Genomic DNA, 14,296 nt, shown 5'->3' with positions numbered 1-14,296 from the left:
ACTGGGCGCATGCCAGAGCAGACGACTCCCCGGGCCCTCGGCGAGCACCGCTACGCCCTCACCTCCACCTGGACCGGCAACGCCGGGTCCGGCACGAGCGGTTATCGCGACTACCGCCGTGACGTCACGATCGAGGTCGAGGGGAAGCCCGAGCTGCTCGCGTCGTCCGACAAGCCCTTCCGCGGCGATCCGTCGCGCTGGAATCCGGAGGACCTCCTGCTGGCCTCCCTCTCGGAGTGCCACCTGCTGTCCTATCTGCACGCGTGCGTGACGGCCGGCGTGGTGGTCGTGTCCTATCGCGACACCGCGAGCGGCCTGATGCGCGAGAACGGCGCCGGCGGCGGGTCCTTCGTCGAGGTGCTGCTGCGACCGGAGGTCGTCGTCGCCGAGGCGTCGATGATCGAGGCGGCCGAGCGGGCGCACGCCCAGGCGAACGAGTGGTGCTTCATCGCCAACTCGGTCAACTTCCCCGTCCGGCACGAGGCGACGGTGCGGGCCGCCGGCTGAACGGGGCGCTCAGCGGCGCTCGTGCGGGAGCGCCTGCTTGATCTTCTCGATCGCGTTCTGCGCCGGCGCCTCGTTGTAGGTGCCCGCGAGCTCCTGACCGGAGAGGGCGTGGATCGCGGCCATGATCTCGTCGGTCGCGAGTCGGCGTGCGCGGCCGCTCGTCGCCGGTCCGTGCGGCGACAGATCCAGGGGCTCCCCGAAGCGCACGGTGATCCGCTCGGACAGCGTGGGCATCTTGGCGCCGACCGGCATCACCTTGTCGGTGCCGATGAGTCCCACGGGGACGACGGGGGCGCCGGTCTGCAGGGCGAGGAACGCCACGCCCGTGCGGCCCTTGTACAGCCGGCCGTCGGTGGAGCGGGTGCCCTCGGGGTACAGCGCGACGGCGAGGCCCTCGTCGAGGAGCTGACGCTGCAGGTCGAGGGCGTCGAGCGCCGCCTGGCCGGCGCCGCGGCGGACCGGGATCGCACCGATCGCCTCGAAGAACGTCTTGGACGCCCAGCCCTTCATGCCGGTGCCCTCGAAGTAGCTCGACTTGGCGAGGAAGTGCACGGGCCGCGGAGCCGCCACCGGGATGGCGATGGAGTCGATGAACGACAGGTGGTTGCTGGCGAAGATCACCGGGCCGGTGGTGGGGACGTGCTCGCGTCCTTCGATGTGCGGCCGGTAGACGAGCCGGGCGAGCGGGGCGATGAGGCTGCGGCCCAGGGCGTAGGTGAAGCCGGCGTGCCGGGGCTTCGGGGAGTCCTCTGAGGGGGTTTCGGGGTCCGCGGACTGCTCAGAGCTCATCAGAGCAGGCTACTCCCGGATCCATGCCGACGTGGGAATGAAGACTCGCGCCGCCGCTTCCCAGCGCGAGCAAAGGGCGATGAGGCAGGATGGAAGCTCCCGCCCGCGATCGTGAGGTCTTCCTGTGCGCACCCGTCCGCTGCTCGTCCTGTCCACCGTCGCTGCGGCGACCCTGCTGCTGGCGGGCTGCTCCGGGAACGGCGATCCGCAGAGCACGTCCTCCCCGGACGCCTCCGGGTCGAGCCAGTGCCTCGTGAACGCGAAGGCCGGCGACACCTCGGACGCCATCGAGGTGGACGGCGAAGGCCTCGACGCCAAGATCACGGTTCCCGACGATGCGGAGTTCGCGAACGTCGAGCGGACCGTCGTGTCCGAGGGCGAGGGAGACGACCTCGCGGCGAACGACCTCGTCTCCGTCCAGTACCAGATCGTCGATGCCGCCAGCGGCGACGTGGTCGACTCGTCGGCGCGCGGCGAGGACGGCACGCTCCCCGTGCTCCTCGACCCGAACCAGTCGTCGCTGTTCGTCGCCGCGCTGGAGTGCGAGCCGGTCGGATCCCGCGTCGTCCTCGCCATCCCCGGCAGCGCGCTCGGTGAGGGGCAGAGCAACATCGTCGTCTACGCGGAGGCCGTCGACCGACTCCCCGAGGTCGCGACCGGTGAGCCCGTCGAGCCGACCGCCGGCATGCCCGAGGTCGAGCTCGACGACGACGGCAAGCCGTCCGTCACGATCCCGGACGGCGACGCGCCGACCGAGACGAAGGTCTCCGTCCTCAAGCAGGGCGACGGTGCGACGGTCGCGTCCGGCGACCTCGTGGTCGTGCAGTACCTCGGCGTGAAGTGGTCCGACGGCGAGGAGTTCGACTCCAGTTGGAGCCGCGACGCCGCCCCCGCGCAGTTCCAGACCACGGGGGTCGTCGCCGGCTTCCAGAAGGCGCTCGAGGGGCAGAAGGTCGGTTCGCAGGTCCTCGTCGTCATGCCGCCGTCCGACGGCTACGGCGCGAGCGAGGGCCACGAGCTGCAGGACGAGAGCCTCGTGTTCGTCGTCGACATCCTCGCGACGACCCCGGTCCAGCCGCAGCAGTAGGGCCGCCGTCGCGGCGTGTCCTAGGCTGGCGTCATGCGTCGCGTCATCATCCTCGGCTCCACCGGTTCCATCGGCACCCAGGCGCTGGATGTGATCCGTGCCAATCCTCGACGCTTCGAGGTCGTCGGTCTCGCCGCAGGATCGAACGCGGCGATGATGGCCGAGCAGGCGGCGCAGTTCCAGGTGGAGCACACCGCTCTGGGCGCCGCGGAGGCGGAGCAGCTGGTCCGTGACGTCGAAGCCGATGTGGTGCTGAACGGGATCACCGGCTCGATCGGTCTGGGCTCGACGCTGGCTGCGCTGGAGGAGGGGCGGACGCTCGCCCTGGCGAACAAGGAGTCGCTGATCGTCGGCGGTGATCTGGTGCTCGCCGCGGCGGCGCCCGGTCAGATCGTCCCCGTGGACTCCGAGCACTCCGCCCTCGCGCAGGCTCTGCGCTCCGGTACGCACGACGAGATCCGTCGGCTGGTGGTCACGGCCTCGGGCGGGCCCTTCCGCGGGAAGTCGCGCGACGAGCTCACCGCTGTCACGCCGCAGGATGCGCTCGCGCACCCCACGTGGAACATGGGACGCACCGTCACCACGAACTCCGCCACGCTGGTCAACAAGGGCCTCGAGGTCATCGAGGCGCACCTGCTGTTCGACGTGCCCTACGACGACATCGACGTCGTCGTGCACCCGCAGTCGATCGTGCACTCCATGGTGGAGTTCATCGACGGATCCACCATCGCCCAGGCCTCTCCGCCGGACATGCGGCTGCCGATCTCGCTGGGCCTCGACTGGCCGCACCGGGTGGGCGGTGTGGGCCGCCCGCTGGACTGGACCACCGCCACGTCGTGGACGTTCGAGCCGCTCGATGACGACGCCTTCCCTGCGGTGGCACTCGCGAAGGCGGTCGGGCGTGCCGGAGGCACCTTCCCCGCGGTCTACAACGCCGCCAACGAGCAGGCCGTGGACGCGTTCCACGAGGGACGCCTGCCGTTCCTCGGCATCGTCGACACCGTGCAGCGGGTCGTCGACGCGCACGACGCTCCGGACACGCTGACCGTGGAATCGCTCGCGGCGGCGGAGGACTGGGCGCGGCGGAAGGCCGACCAGCTCATCGCCGCCGCCTGACGCGGCGCGGGGTCAGTCCTCGTCCGGGTACGGCACGGGCCAGCGCGGCTCCGGGACGGGCCATCCGGCGGCCTTCAGCGCACGCCGGGAGAGCTCGCGGGCGGAGTACGGCGTCCGCACTCCGCGGATGTCGCGGTAGTCCTGGTGGCCGGGTCCCGCCCAGAGGATCGCGTCGCCGTCGCCGACGAGTCCGACGGCGGCCACGATCGCGGCCTCCGGCGGGGAGTACTCGTGGATCTCGGCGTCGGGACGGGCGCGACGCGCGCCCTCGACGAGCGTCGCGCGGATCGACGCCGGGTCCTCGAACCGGGGGTGGTGATCGGTCACGACGAGGATGTCGCTGCCCTCCACCGCGGTGCGGGCCATGTCGAAGCGCTTGCTGGCGTCGCGGTCCCCGTCGGCCCCGAAGAGCATGAGCACCTTGCCGGGGGTCACCCGCCGCACGGCGGCCAGGGTCTTCTCGAAGGCGTCGGGCGAGTGGCCGAAGTCGACGAAGACGGCCGGCCCTTGCGCGCCCGAGACGAGCTGCGTGCGACCGGGCAGGTAGGCCCGGATGCCGCCGTCGCGCTGCACGGCCCCGACGATCCGCTCCCAGGCATAGCCGCCCTCGAGCAGCATGACGATCGCCAGCGCCGCGTTCGCGGCCATGTGCGGACCGATCACGGGGACGGTCGTGGTGAGCGTGCCGGCCGGTCCCGTCATCGTGAACGTGGTGCCGGTCGCCCGCTCGTCGTCGATGACGACCACCCAGTCCGCTCGCGATGCCTGATCGGCGTCGGCGGCGATGGAGGGCGTCCCGACGGTGACGACGGGGATCTCGGAGCGTTCGACGACGAGGGCGCCGGAGGACGAGTCGAGGCAGACGACGCCGCGCACGGCGCGGTCGGGGCGGAAGAGCGGCAGCTTCGCCTCGAAGTACTCCTCCATGTCGGCGTAGTCGTCGAGGTGGTCGTGGCTGAGGTTGGTGAACCCCGCGACGTCGAACCGGATACCGTCGACGCGGTGCCGGGACAGGGCCTGGGCGCTGACCTCGACCGCGACGGCTTCGACCTCGCGCTCCCGCATCAGCGCGAGGAGGGCGTGCATCTCGGAGGCCTCGGGGGTGGTGAGCCGCGAGACGATGACCTCGCCCGCGATGTGCCGCTCAGCCGTGGAGGAGAGCCCGGTGACGACGCCCATCTGCTCGAGGATGCCCTCGAGGAGGTGGGAGACGCTCGTCTTGCCGTTCGTCCCGGTGGTCGCGAACAGGAGGGGGAGCGGATCCTCCGCGCCCGTGCCGTACACCCAGGCGCTCAGCGCGCCGAGCACGCCGCGGGGGTCGTCGACGATGAGGATCGGGAGGCCGGCGTCGGCGGCGATGTCGGCACCCGCCTGGTCCGTGATCACCGCGACCGCTCCCTTCTCGGCGGCGGTCTTCGCGAAGTCCGCGCCGTGGCGGTTCACGCCGCGGATGGCGACGAAGGCCTCGCCCGGGCGCAGATCGGCCGTGGCAAGGGTGATGCCACTGAGAGCGACGCCCTCCACGTCGCCCCGCACGGAGCGGGCGAACAGGGAGGCGAGTTCGGACAGCTCGCGCCGGGGCGGGTTCGCCGGGCGGAGCACGGGGGGCAGGGTCGGCTGTTGTTCCATCGACATGTCGTCTCCATGTTCTCACGGCCGCGGTGTCAGCCCGGGCGGGTCGGTCCGCCGCGCGCCGGAGCCGGGCGCGGCGGACCGGGGGTCAGGCGCGGCGGCGGAACGCGAGCACCGCGACCACCAGCGCCGCGACGCCGGCGAGCAGACCGCCGGCACCCAGCGCGATGCCCAGCGCGTCGTCGCCGTCGTCCGCCGTCGCGGGCTGCGGCGCGGCGCTCGTGCCGTGACCGTCCGCGGTGCCGTCCGTGACCGTCACGACAGGCGCGGGGGAGTCGAGGTCGTGCGGGTCCTCACCCTTCTCGGCGAGCTGCGTCCACTCGGTCGCGCCGTCCACGCACTGCTGGACCACCGGGAAGGCGAGCGTTTCGGGCGTGTCCTCATCCAGGCCCACCGACATGCTCACGGCGCCGCGCAGGTCGGTCGGCACCGGCGTGAGGGCGGTGTACGTGACGGCGCTCACGAGACCGTCGTCGCCGCGCTCGACCTGGATGGTCCAGTCGCCGTCGAGCGTGGGGGCGACCGAGGCGAGACCGTCCGGCATGGTGATGCGCAGGGCGGTGGTGGGCGAGGTGCCGCAGCCGTGCGAGAACGAGAAGGTCAGCACGCCGTGGTCACCCGCGGCGAGCTCGTCGGGGCTGACGCTGACGTGTGCCCCGGCCATCGCGGGGACGGCGAGGGCGAGGGCGAGTCCGCCGACGACGCCGGTTGCTCCGAGGAGGGTGCGGCGTGGACGACGGGGACGGATGGTGGTGTTCGACATGGGGTCTCCAGATGCTCGTGTGCGGGCGCGCCGGAACAGCGCAGCCCGGAAGGATGGGCCGTCGAACGGCGACGGCCGGATCGAGGGCGGCTCAGCCGCCGACGAGCACCGGAGGACCGCGTCGCGAGACCACGGCGGTCGTCGCGACGTCGATCGGAGGGAGGACGGCGGAGCGCAGCGGACGCGGCGGTGCCGGAGCCGTGGAGGCGGGCGTCGCCGTGCGTCGGAGGGCGGCCTGGAACCAGCGGGCGATCGTGCGCAGCACGCTCTCGCCATGCCACAGCAGCACCGTCGTCAGCAGGGCGGCGACGAGGTGCGCCGACAGCATCAGCGCTCCTGGCCCTGAGGCCGGTGACAGCGGGCCGAGTGCGCTCAGGTCGAGGTGGTGGGAGTGGACGCCGAGTCCCGGCGCCTCCTCGGCGGTGGGCGCCCCCAGGAGCTGGAAGAGCAGGTGGAACGCGCCCTGCGCCAGGATCACGGCCACCGCGACTCGGGCGCGCGAGGACCGCCGGCCGACCACGGCGGCGGAGAGCGGCACCAAGAGCGTCGCGACGGCGGCGATGAGCAGCGGGTGCGGGGCGGCCCCGCCGGCGAGCGTGTGGGAGACGGCCGCGAGGAGCGTGGCGATCGCGGACACGGCGGCGGCGCGGAGGAAGCGCAGCTGCCGGGACGTCATCATGCCAGCCTAGCGACGCTGCGCGAGCCGGGCGGATTCCTAGGCGGCGGGCAGTAGCGTGGGCTCGTGGAATTCCTGCTCTATCTGGGCGGCATCGTGTTCATGCTGATCGGCCTCGGCCTCTCGATCGGTCTGCACGAGGTCGGCCACCTCGTCCCCGCGAAGCTCTTCGGCGTGCGTGTCGGCCAGTACATGATCGGCTTCGGGCCGCGCCTGTGGTCGAAGCGGATCGGGGAGACGGAGTACGGCTTCAAGCTCCTGCCCCTGGGCGGCTTCATCTCCATGTCGGGGATGTATCCGTCGTCGAAGGACAGCGGGCCCGCGTCCGGGGCGTTCCGCACGCTCATCCAGGACGCGCGCTCGGCCAACGACGAGACCATCGCGGAAGGCGCCGAGGACCGGGTCTTCTACAAGCTGCCGGTGTGGAAGCGCGTGATCGTGATGCTCGGCGGACCGCTCATGAATCTCGTGCTGGCCGTGGTGATCTTCACCGTCCTCGTCAGCGGGATCGGCGTGCAGCAGGGGACCACCACGGTCGCGGCGGTGAACGAGTGCGTGGTCCCCGCGTCGTCGACGGCGACCGAGTGCGGGGCCGACGATCCGGAGTCCCCGGCCGCTGCGGCCGACGTGCAGCCGGGCGACGTCCTCGTGTCGATCGACGGGAAGCCGGTGTCGACCTTCGCGGAGGCCACCGCCATCGTCCAGGCCTCACCGGGCGAGCCCCTCGCCCTCGTCGTGCGCCGGGACGGCACCGAGCGGACGCTGACCCTCACGCCCATCGCCGCGGAGCGCACCATCACGGACGCGAGCGGGCAGCCGGTGCTCGACGACGACGGCGATCCCGTCGTGAAGGAGGTCGGCTATGCGGGGATGATCGCGCAGATGGGCTACGTGCAGCAGCCGCTGACCGCCGGACCCCAGCTGGCGGCGGACACCGTCGCCCGGGTCGGCTCGCTGATCGTCACGCTCCCGGTGCGGCTGTGGGACGTCGGGGTCTCGCTCGTGACGGGAGGGGAACGCGATCCGAACGGGCCGCTGAGCGTCGTCGGCGTCGGGCGTCTCGCGGGCGAGGTGGCCGCGACGGACGCTCCGGTGCTCAACCGCTTCGCCGTGCTGCTCGGCCTTCTCGGCTCGCTCAACGTCGCGCTCTTCGTCTTCAACCTGATCCCGCTGCTGCCGCTCGACGGCGGGCACATCGTCGTCGCGCTGTGGGAGGGGATCAAGCGGGCGTGGGCGAAGCTGTTCCGGCGGCCGCCCCCGGCCCCGGTCGACGCCACCAAGCTCGTGCCGCTGACCGTCGTCGTCGCGACGCTGCTCATCGCGACGGGCGCGCTCCTGCTCGTGGCCGACCTGTTCAACCCGGTCAAGCTCCTGGGCTGAGCGGCCGGAACGCGCTCAGCGCAGGGCGTGCGCCGCCAGGCGCTCCAGCGTGCGGATGCCGTCGCGGGACAGGATCGATTCGAGGTGGCCCTGCACCGATGCGAAGCCGTCGCCGCGGAGCGCGTAGACGTCTCCGGTCACCGGATCCGCGGAGACCTCGGCCGCGCCCACCGTGGTCACTCCGGGGTCGACCCGTGCCGTGAAGGTGTTGTAGAACCCGATCGAGGCATCCTCGCCGAACACCGGCACGGCCTTCTGCAGCCCCTGGTGCGGAGCGTCGAGGGGCGTCAACGCGATCCCCATCCGGTCCGCCAGGATCTGGTGGCTCAGGCAGACCGCGAGCAGCGGCGAATGCGCCTGCAGGCGGGCCGCCACGATCTCGCGCATCCGGGCGATGCGCGGGCTCGCGTCGTCTCGGGGGTCGCCGGGGCCGGGGCCGGCGACGACGAGATCGGCCGTCTCGACCGCTTCGTCGTCCACCTCGTCCCAGGACGCGATGGTCACGTCGAGCCCGAGGTGCCGCAGCTGATGCGCGAGCATCGTCGTGAAGCGGTCCTCGGCGTCGACGACGAGGGCGGAGCGGCCGGAGAACGGACCGGTGAAGTCCTCGCCCTGCGGGTTCAGCCAGAACTCGGCGAGGCGGGCGTTGCGCGAGGAGAGGAGCGCGGCGACGTCCGGGTCGTCCGCGAGACGCCGCGGCTCACCGGGGGCGTCGGCGTCGCTGCGGGCCTCGGCCACGCGGTCCCGATCGATCGCGCCGATGGCGCCGAGCACGCCCGCGGCCTTGCCGTGGGTCTCGGACACCTCGCCGTGCGGGTCCGAGTGGCGGACGAGGGTCGCGCCGACGGGCACGCTCAGCTCGCCGTCGCGCAGGTACACGGTGCGGATGAGGATGGGCGCGTCGAGGTCGTGCCCGCCATCGGCGTTGGGCGTGAAGAGCGCCGCGACGCCCGAGTAGTAGCCCCGGGGCTTGCGCTCGTGCCGCCGGATCACGGCGCAGGCGTTCTGCATGGGGGAGCCGGTGACGGTCGGGGCGAACATCGTCTCGCGGAGGATGTCCCGCGGGTCCAGCCCGCTCCGTCCGCGCAGCATGTACTCGGTGTGCGTCAGCCGCGACATCTCCTTGAGATGCGGGCCGGTGATGCGTCCGCCGTCGGCGCAGACGGCGCTCATCATCTTGAGCTCCTCGTCCACGACCATGAACAGCTCCTCGGTCTCCTTGGTCGACGCCAGGAAGTCGGTGAGCGTCTCCTTCGTCGCGCCGCCGGCCGGATGCCGGAAGGTGCCCGAGATGGGGTTCATGGTGACGACGCCGCCGCGGGCCACGACGTGCGCCTCGGGGCTCGCCCCGACCGCGATGTGCCCGGGGGTGACGACCGCGAACGTCCAGTAGGCGCCGCGCTCGTGGGCGAGCAGAGCCCGGAACCAGGTGAGCGCCGCCTGGCGCTCGTCGGCGTCGACGGTCGCGGTGAAATCGCGGCGGATGACGAAGTTCGCACCCTCGCCGCGGCCGATCTCGTCCGCGATCACGGTCTCGACGATCCGCGCGTACTCCTCGTCCGCGATGTCGAAGCCCTCATCGCGGAGCGCGATCGGGGCGGTCGGAAGCGCGTCGAGCACAGCAGCAGTTGGCAGGTCGAGGTGCTCCGCGACGACGAGGCAGCGCAACGGGGCGCCGTCGTCCTGGGCCACGAAGCCGCGTTCGCGGACCTGCCGATACGGGACGAGCGCGAACACCTCCCGCGGCTCTCCCTCGACCGTCAGGGGGATGTCGGCGAGCAGGTCGACGTCGGTCACATCTCCGGTGAGCAGCTCGACGGTGTCCGCGCCGTCCCGGGCGATCAGCACGAAGGACGCGGTGGGGTCGGCGCTGAGCTCGTCGAGGCGAGAGAGGGTCATCGATGTCTCCTGTGCGAGGGCTCCGGCTCGGCGCAACGAAAAGACCGCCCCGGAGGCGGTCTGGATTCGAGGGAACGCGAACACACCGCCTAGGAGGCGGGCCACCAGGTGATGTGCGCGATCATGGGGCGAAACTACCACACCCGCCGCATCCAGCCCTTCCGCATCCGGGCGGCGTAGGCTGGGATCGTGCCAGCAGTGAATCTTGGGATGCCGAAGGTCCCCGAAGTCCTCGCCCCGCGTCGCAAGTCCCGTCAGATCAAGGTGGGCAAGGTGCTCGTCGGCGGCGATGCGCCCGTCAGCGTGCAGTCGATGACGACGACGAAGACCACCGACATCAACGGGACGCTGCAGCAGATCGCGGAGCTCACCGCCTCCGGCTGCGAGATCGTCCGCGTCGCCGTGCCCTCGCAGGACGACGCCGACGTGCTGCACATCATCGCGAAGAAGAGCCAGATCCCGGTCATCGCCGACATCCACTTCCAGCCGAAGTACGTCTTCCAGGCGATCGACGCCGGCTGTGCGGCCGTGCGCGTGAACCCGGGCAACATCCGCAAGTTCGACGATCAGGTCGGCGAGATCGCGAAGGCCGCCAAGGACGCGGGCGTCTCGCTCCGCATCGGCGTGAACGCGGGCTCGCTCGACCGTCGCCTGCTCGAGAAGTACGGCAAGGCCACGCCGGAGGCCCTCGTCGAGAGTGCGGTCTGGGAGGCCTCGCTGTTCGAGGAGCACGACTTCCACGACTTCAAGATCTCGGTCAAGCACAACGACCCGGTCGTCATGGTCAAGGCCTACCGTCAGCTCGCCGAGCGGGGCGACTGGCCGCTGCACCTCGGCGTGACCGAGGCGGGACCGGCCTTCCAGGGCACGATCAAGAGCGCGACCGCCTTCGGCATCCTGCTGGGGGAGGGCATCGGCGACACCATCCGCGTCTCGCTGTCCGCGCCGCCGGCCGAGGAGGTCAAGGTCGGGCACCAGATCCTCCAGTCCCTCAACCTCCGGGAGCGCAAGCTCGAGATCGTCTCGTGCCCGTCGTGCGGTCGGGCTCAGGTCGACGTCTACACGCTCGCGGAAGACGTCACCGAGGGGCTCAAGGAGATGACGGTGCCGCTGCGCGTCGCCGTCATGGGCTGCGTCGTGAACGGCCCGGGTGAGGCACGCGAGGCCGACCTCGGTGTCGCCTCCGGCAACGGCAAGGGCCAGATCTTCGTCAAGGGCGAGGTCATCAAGACCGTCCCGGAGGCCGACATCGTCGCCACCCTCATCGAGGAGGCGAACCGCATCGCCGCCGAGATGGGACCGGACGCTCCGCTCGGCACCGCCCAGGTCGTCACCGCCTGATCCGAGGAGTGCCGTGTCCGACATCCTGCTGCCTGCGCCGGTCCAGGCCATGATCGACGCGATCAACGCCGGGGACACCGACGCCTTCGTCGCCGCGTTCACCGCGGACGGCTTCGTGAGCGACTGGGGCACCGTGAAAGCCGGTGCCGACGGCGTGCGCGGCTGGGCGGACAGCGATGCGATCGGCGCCGGGGCGCGGATGACCGTGCTCTCGGCCACCACGGACGGCGACACGACGCGCATCCGGTTCGCGTGGAGCAGTCGCGTCTTCAACGGCGAGTCCGATGGGATCCTCGTCGTCGACGGCGACCGGCTCGCCAGCTTCACGATCCCGCCGTCCCACTGACACCCCGTGCCCGATCGGCACCATCGTTCCGTCGTCTCTCCGAGGAGCCCCATGACCACGCCCACGATCGTCACGTTCCCGGACGGCAGCCTCCGCGGAGACGCCGTCGTGACCCGCGTGGCGGACGACGCCGACGGGACGGTGGTCGTCGTCGACGCCACGCCGTTCCACCCCGTCGATCACACCTGGCCCGATCAGCCCGGCGATACCGGCGACATCTCCGGCGATGCCGGAGCCGTCCCCGTGACCGAGGCGCTCATGGCGGCCGTCTCGGATGACGGCGCGTTCGCGGTGGGCAGCGCGATCCCCGTCAAGCGCGGGGCCGAGGGGTGGACCTGGCTGGTGGGCCACCGTCTCGATGGTGCCGCGCCCGCCTGGCTCGCGGAGGGAACGCGCGTGGCGCTCTCGGTCGACGAGGCGCACCGTGCCGGCCTCAGCCGCGGTCACACCGCGTGCCACCTCGCCTCCCTCGCCCTGGATCTCGCGGTCGCCGACCTCTGGCGCAAGGACCCGGGGGAGGATGCGCTGGGAAACCCGGACTTCGAGGGACGGGCGAACCAGTCCAGCCGCATCCACGAGGACGGCGCCGTCGACGAGTACCGCCTCGGCAAGAGCCTGCGCCGCGCGGGTTTCGACACCGAGACGTTCGCGGCCACGCTGGCGGACCGCGAGCAGCGCATCAACGCACAGCTCGCCGCATGGGTCACCTCCGCTGCCGCGAGCCGCATCGAGGTGGACGGACCGACCATCGTCGACCGGCGACGCTGGCACTGCGACCTCCCCGAGGGCGAGGCCGTGATCCTCTGCGGCGGCACCCACGTCCGTTCCCTCGCGGAATTCGCCGCCATCGCGGTGACTCTGGATCTGTCCGACCCGCAGCTCCTCGTGATGACGACGACCGCGACTCCCGCCTCCTGAGCCCTCGCCCGCCTCAGGCCTTCGCGCGAGGACAGGCGCCAGCGGCCGGTGTCGCCTGCTGTCGCATGCCTGCCTGTTCCCGCGATGAGGTCAGCGCACGAACCCTGCCTGCACCCGACCACCGGCGAGTTCCAGTTCCTCACTGACCCGCGCCGCGAACCCCGGGATGTCTCCGGCGAGCAGCGGAGCGCTGAGCTGCTCGGCGCGCTCGGGACTCCACGCGCGCAGACGTCGGGGGAGCCACTTCCCGGAGCCGATCCACTGCCCGTCGGTCAGCAGCATAAGCTCGGCGATGCGCTCGAACAGCAGGCCGGCCACGACGTGCTGCTCGAGCGGGTCCGTGGCGTCCTGGAGGTCGTCGAGCAGATCGGTGATCACGTACCGCCGGAATCGTGACTCACTGTCCTCCACCGTGGGCCCGGCGGCGAGCACCGCACCCCACCGGGCCCGCAGGTCGTCGAGCCCGGGCCCGGAGAGCACCGGCACGCCCTCCACGAGCATGTGCACGATGACGGGTCGGTGCTGCGCAAGGCCGCGGTTCGCCCATGTCTCGAACCCTTCCGCCGTGTAGGCGAAGACCTCGAAGATCTCGCCCTCGAACTCGCAGGTGAGGGCCTCGCTCTGCTGGGCGCGATCGGTGAAGAGATCATCGTCGATGAGCAGGAGGTCGATGTCGCTCGTGCGCGTGCGCTGGCCGCGGGCCGTGCTCCCGGCGACGATCGCGATGCGTGCGCGCGGATACCGCGCGGCGATGAAGCGCCCCACCCGCTCGACCTGATCCATCTCGACAGGGTAACCGGCGGCTCAGGCGACGATTCGCCGGCGCAACGCGCGGAAGAAGCCCCGGATGGCGAGCTCTCGCTCCTCTGAGCGGAGGTGCTGCCAGATCTCGAGCTGTTCACGCCGCTTCTCGAGGTCCGGGGGAAAGGGGCCGTCGCCGGAGTCCCAGACCAGGAACGCGAGGATCATCTGCACTTCCCACGCGGCCGCCATCGGTGTGCTCAGGAGGGAGTTCGGGGCGAACGGGCTGACACTCACCGCACTCTGCAGCGGGAGAAGGCTGGAAGCGAGGGGGTCCGGATGTGTCTCGCTCGTGCGGACGGCGATGCCGTCGTCGAGGATCGCCAGGATCCTCTGCCGCTGCGCTTCCATCGCGGCGAGGGCGCGGTTGCGCCAGGCGAGGCAGGCAGCGACAGCGACGAGGGCCACGGAGAAGGAGCCGGCGATCTCGAGCTGGGGGCTCAGGAACCAACACGTGTACACCACGAGGATCACGGCCGCTGCGGTCATCGCCGTGTAGGCCCGTCCTGCCCGATGCAGGTCTGCGGTCGGGGCCGTCGAGAGGACAGGGGGAGTCAGCATGAGGGCCGTCCACCCCCAGAAGGCGCCGAGCACGGCGATCGTGGCGAGCAGGAGCAGCACCTGGGGGTCCCGGCCGATCGTCGGTGTCAGCGCCGCCGCACCCGCGCCGATCGCCAGCAGCAGCGAGAACGCGACGGACAGCCCCAGTACTGCGGCACCGATCCGGTGCCGCGCCTTCCGGGCGAACCGGGTCACGCGACTGTAGCCGTTCGCGGTCAGAAGCGTGACCAGCAGGATGACGGTCGCCATCGAGCATCCGATCCCGATACCCATGCGAAGGGACATGTCGTTCGCGGTCGCAGCCGGCACAACGGTGAACGCGGCGGCTGCGCCGAGGGAGAGGAAGACCGCCAGGCACAGGCGGAAAAACCACCAAGGGGCGGAGCGCCAGGAAGACACCGGGACTTCCACGAACGAGGAGGCCAGCGCGAAGAGGTCGAGCGGGGGACGCGTCACGGATTCGACCGGCAGGGAAGGCAT

14 protein-coding genes are annotated in these 14,296 nt (G+C 71.5%); 7 read left to right on the top strand and 7 right to left on the bottom strand.

What is annotated here, in order from left to right:
- Nucleotides 1-9: 9 nt before the first annotated feature.
- Nucleotides 10-507: an OsmC family protein gene (locus BV453_RS15920; protein WP_249522030.1), complete on the top strand. Its 498-nt coding sequence runs from the start codon at nucleotides 10-12 to the stop codon at nucleotides 505-507.
- A gap of 9 nt (nucleotides 508-516) precedes the next feature.
- Here BV453_RS15920 and BV453_RS15915 read toward each other — a convergent pair whose 3' ends face one another.
- Entirely contained in the window at nucleotides 517-1,296 is a 780-nt protein-coding gene (locus tag BV453_RS15915; protein WP_085607265.1) for a 1-acyl-sn-glycerol-3-phosphate acyltransferase, read from the bottom strand.
- A 124-nt stretch (nucleotides 1,297-1,420) separates the two neighbouring features.
- Here BV453_RS15915 and BV453_RS15910 point away from each other — a divergent pair, with 124 nt between their 5' ends.
- Together BV453_RS15910 and dxr are read left to right on the top strand one after the other, a co-directional pair.
- Nucleotides 1,421-2,383, top strand: coding sequence for an FKBP-type peptidyl-prolyl cis-trans isomerase (locus BV453_RS15910; protein ID WP_085607267.1), 963 nt, complete (start codon nucleotides 1,421-1,423; stop codon nucleotides 2,381-2,383).
- Nucleotides 2,384-2,416: 33 nt separating this feature from the next.
- Complete coding sequence (dxr, locus tag BV453_RS15905; protein WP_249522029.1) at nucleotides 2,417-3,499, top strand: 1-deoxy-D-xylulose-5-phosphate reductoisomerase; 1,083 nt, start codon at nucleotides 2,417-2,419, stop codon at nucleotides 3,497-3,499.
- Between the two features lie 12 nt (nucleotides 3,500-3,511).
- Here the strand turns inward: dxr and BV453_RS15900 are convergent, their stop codons facing one another.
- The 3 genes from BV453_RS15900 to BV453_RS15890 form a co-directional block, all read right to left on the bottom strand.
- Entirely contained in the window at nucleotides 3,512-5,128 is a 1,617-nt protein-coding gene (locus BV453_RS15900; protein WP_172400133.1) for a Mur ligase family protein, read from the bottom strand.
- A 91-nt stretch (nucleotides 5,129-5,219) separates the two neighbouring features.
- Entirely contained in the window at nucleotides 5,220-5,894 is a 675-nt protein-coding gene (locus tag BV453_RS15895) for a YcnI family protein (RefSeq protein WP_025103163.1), read from the bottom strand.
- A gap of 91 nt (nucleotides 5,895-5,985) precedes the next feature.
- The gene (locus tag BV453_RS15890) at nucleotides 5,986-6,570 is read right to left on the bottom strand and encodes a hypothetical protein (RefSeq protein WP_249522028.1); all 585 of its coding nucleotides are present in this window, start codon (nucleotides 6,568-6,570) and stop codon (nucleotides 5,986-5,988) included.
- Nucleotides 6,571-6,636: 66 nt separating this feature from the next.
- Here BV453_RS15890 and BV453_RS15885 point away from each other — a divergent pair, with 66 nt between their 5' ends.
- Nucleotides 6,637-7,950, top strand: coding sequence for a M50 family metallopeptidase (locus BV453_RS15885; protein ID WP_249522027.1), 1,314 nt, complete (start codon nucleotides 6,637-6,639; stop codon nucleotides 7,948-7,950).
- A 15-nt stretch (nucleotides 7,951-7,965) separates the two neighbouring features.
- Here the strand turns inward: BV453_RS15885 and BV453_RS15880 are convergent, their stop codons facing one another.
- Entirely contained in the window at nucleotides 7,966-9,849 is a 1,884-nt protein-coding gene (locus BV453_RS15880) for a chorismate-binding protein (RefSeq protein ID WP_249522026.1), read from the bottom strand.
- A 210-nt stretch (nucleotides 9,850-10,059) separates the two neighbouring features.
- Between BV453_RS15880 and ispG the strand changes: the two genes are divergently transcribed.
- From ispG to BV453_RS15865, 3 genes are read left to right on the top strand one after another with little or no spacing between them, the layout of a single operon-like run.
- Nucleotides 10,060-11,190 (top strand): flavodoxin-dependent (E)-4-hydroxy-3-methylbut-2-enyl-diphosphate synthase, encoded by a 1,131-nt coding sequence (gene ispG / locus BV453_RS15875; protein WP_025103167.1) that lies wholly within the window; start codon nucleotides 10,060-10,062, stop codon nucleotides 11,188-11,190.
- Between the two features lie 13 nt (nucleotides 11,191-11,203).
- Nucleotides 11,204-11,536 carry a nuclear transport factor 2 family protein gene (locus BV453_RS15870; protein WP_249522025.1) on the top strand — a complete coding sequence of 111 codons (333 nt, stop codon included), beginning with the start codon at nucleotides 11,204-11,206 and terminating at the stop codon, nucleotides 11,534-11,536.
- Between the two features lie 51 nt (nucleotides 11,537-11,587).
- Nucleotides 11,588-12,454, top strand: a complete 867-nt coding sequence (locus BV453_RS15865; RefSeq protein ID WP_249522024.1) for a hypothetical protein — start codon at nucleotides 11,588-11,590, stop codon at nucleotides 12,452-12,454.
- Between the two features lie 90 nt (nucleotides 12,455-12,544).
- Here the strand turns inward: BV453_RS15865 and BV453_RS15860 are convergent, their stop codons facing one another.
- Together BV453_RS15860 and BV453_RS15855 are read right to left on the bottom strand one after the other, a co-directional pair.
- Nucleotides 12,545-13,237, bottom strand: coding sequence for a hypothetical protein (locus BV453_RS15860; RefSeq protein WP_025103170.1), 693 nt, complete (start codon nucleotides 13,235-13,237; stop codon nucleotides 12,545-12,547).
- A gap of 21 nt (nucleotides 13,238-13,258) precedes the next feature.
- Nucleotides 13,259-14,296, bottom strand: a complete 1,038-nt coding sequence (locus BV453_RS15855) for a hypothetical protein (RefSeq protein ID WP_025103171.1) — start codon at nucleotides 14,294-14,296, stop codon at nucleotides 13,259-13,261.

Source organism: Microbacterium sp. ER1 (assembly GCF_023383675.1).
Classification (GTDB): domain Bacteria; phylum Actinomycetota; class Actinomycetes; order Actinomycetales; family Microbacteriaceae; genus Microbacterium.
This window is presented reverse-complemented; position numbering and strand designations above follow the sequence as displayed.

What these genes read in the sequence shown, in the direction of transcription:
- dxr (WP_249522029.1), top strand. Translation starts at nt 2,417, where the DNA reads ATGCGTCGCGTCATCATCCTCGGCTCCACCGGTTCCATCGGCACCCAG.
- BV453_RS15865 (WP_249522024.1), top strand. Translation starts at nt 11,588, where the DNA reads ATGACCACGCCCACGATCGTCACGTTCCCGGACGGCAGCCTCCGCGGA.
- BV453_RS15900 (WP_172400133.1), bottom strand. Translation starts at nt 5,128, where the DNA reads ATGGAACAACAGCCGACCCTGCCCCCCGTGCTCCGCCCGGCGAACCCG.
- BV453_RS15880 (WP_249522026.1), bottom strand. Translation starts at nt 9,849, where the DNA reads ATGACCCTCTCTCGCCTCGACGAGCTCAGCGCCGACCCCACCGCGTCC.
- BV453_RS15855 (WP_025103171.1), bottom strand. Translation starts at nt 14,296, where the DNA reads ATGCCTTCCCTGCCGGTCGAATCCGTGACGCGTCCCCCGCTCGACCTC.
- ispG (WP_025103167.1), top strand. Translation starts at nt 10,060, where the DNA reads ATGCCGAAGGTCCCCGAAGTCCTCGCCCCGCGTCGCAAGTCCCGTCAG.
- BV453_RS15890 (WP_249522028.1), bottom strand. Translation starts at nt 6,570, where the DNA reads ATGACGTCCCGGCAGCTGCGCTTCCTCCGCGCCGCCGCCGTGTCCGCG.
- BV453_RS15915 (WP_085607265.1), bottom strand. Translation starts at nt 1,296, where the DNA reads ATGAGCTCTGAGCAGTCCGCGGACCCCGAAACCCCCTCAGAGGACTCC.
- BV453_RS15895 (WP_025103163.1), bottom strand. Translation starts at nt 5,894, where the DNA reads ATGTCGAACACCACCATCCGTCCCCGTCGTCCACGCCGCACCCTCCTC.
- BV453_RS15920 (WP_249522030.1), top strand. Translation starts at nt 10, where the DNA reads ATGCCAGAGCAGACGACTCCCCGGGCCCTCGGCGAGCACCGCTACGCC.
- BV453_RS15860 (WP_025103170.1), bottom strand. Translation starts at nt 13,237, where the DNA reads ATGGATCAGGTCGAGCGGGTGGGGCGCTTCATCGCCGCGCGGTATCCG.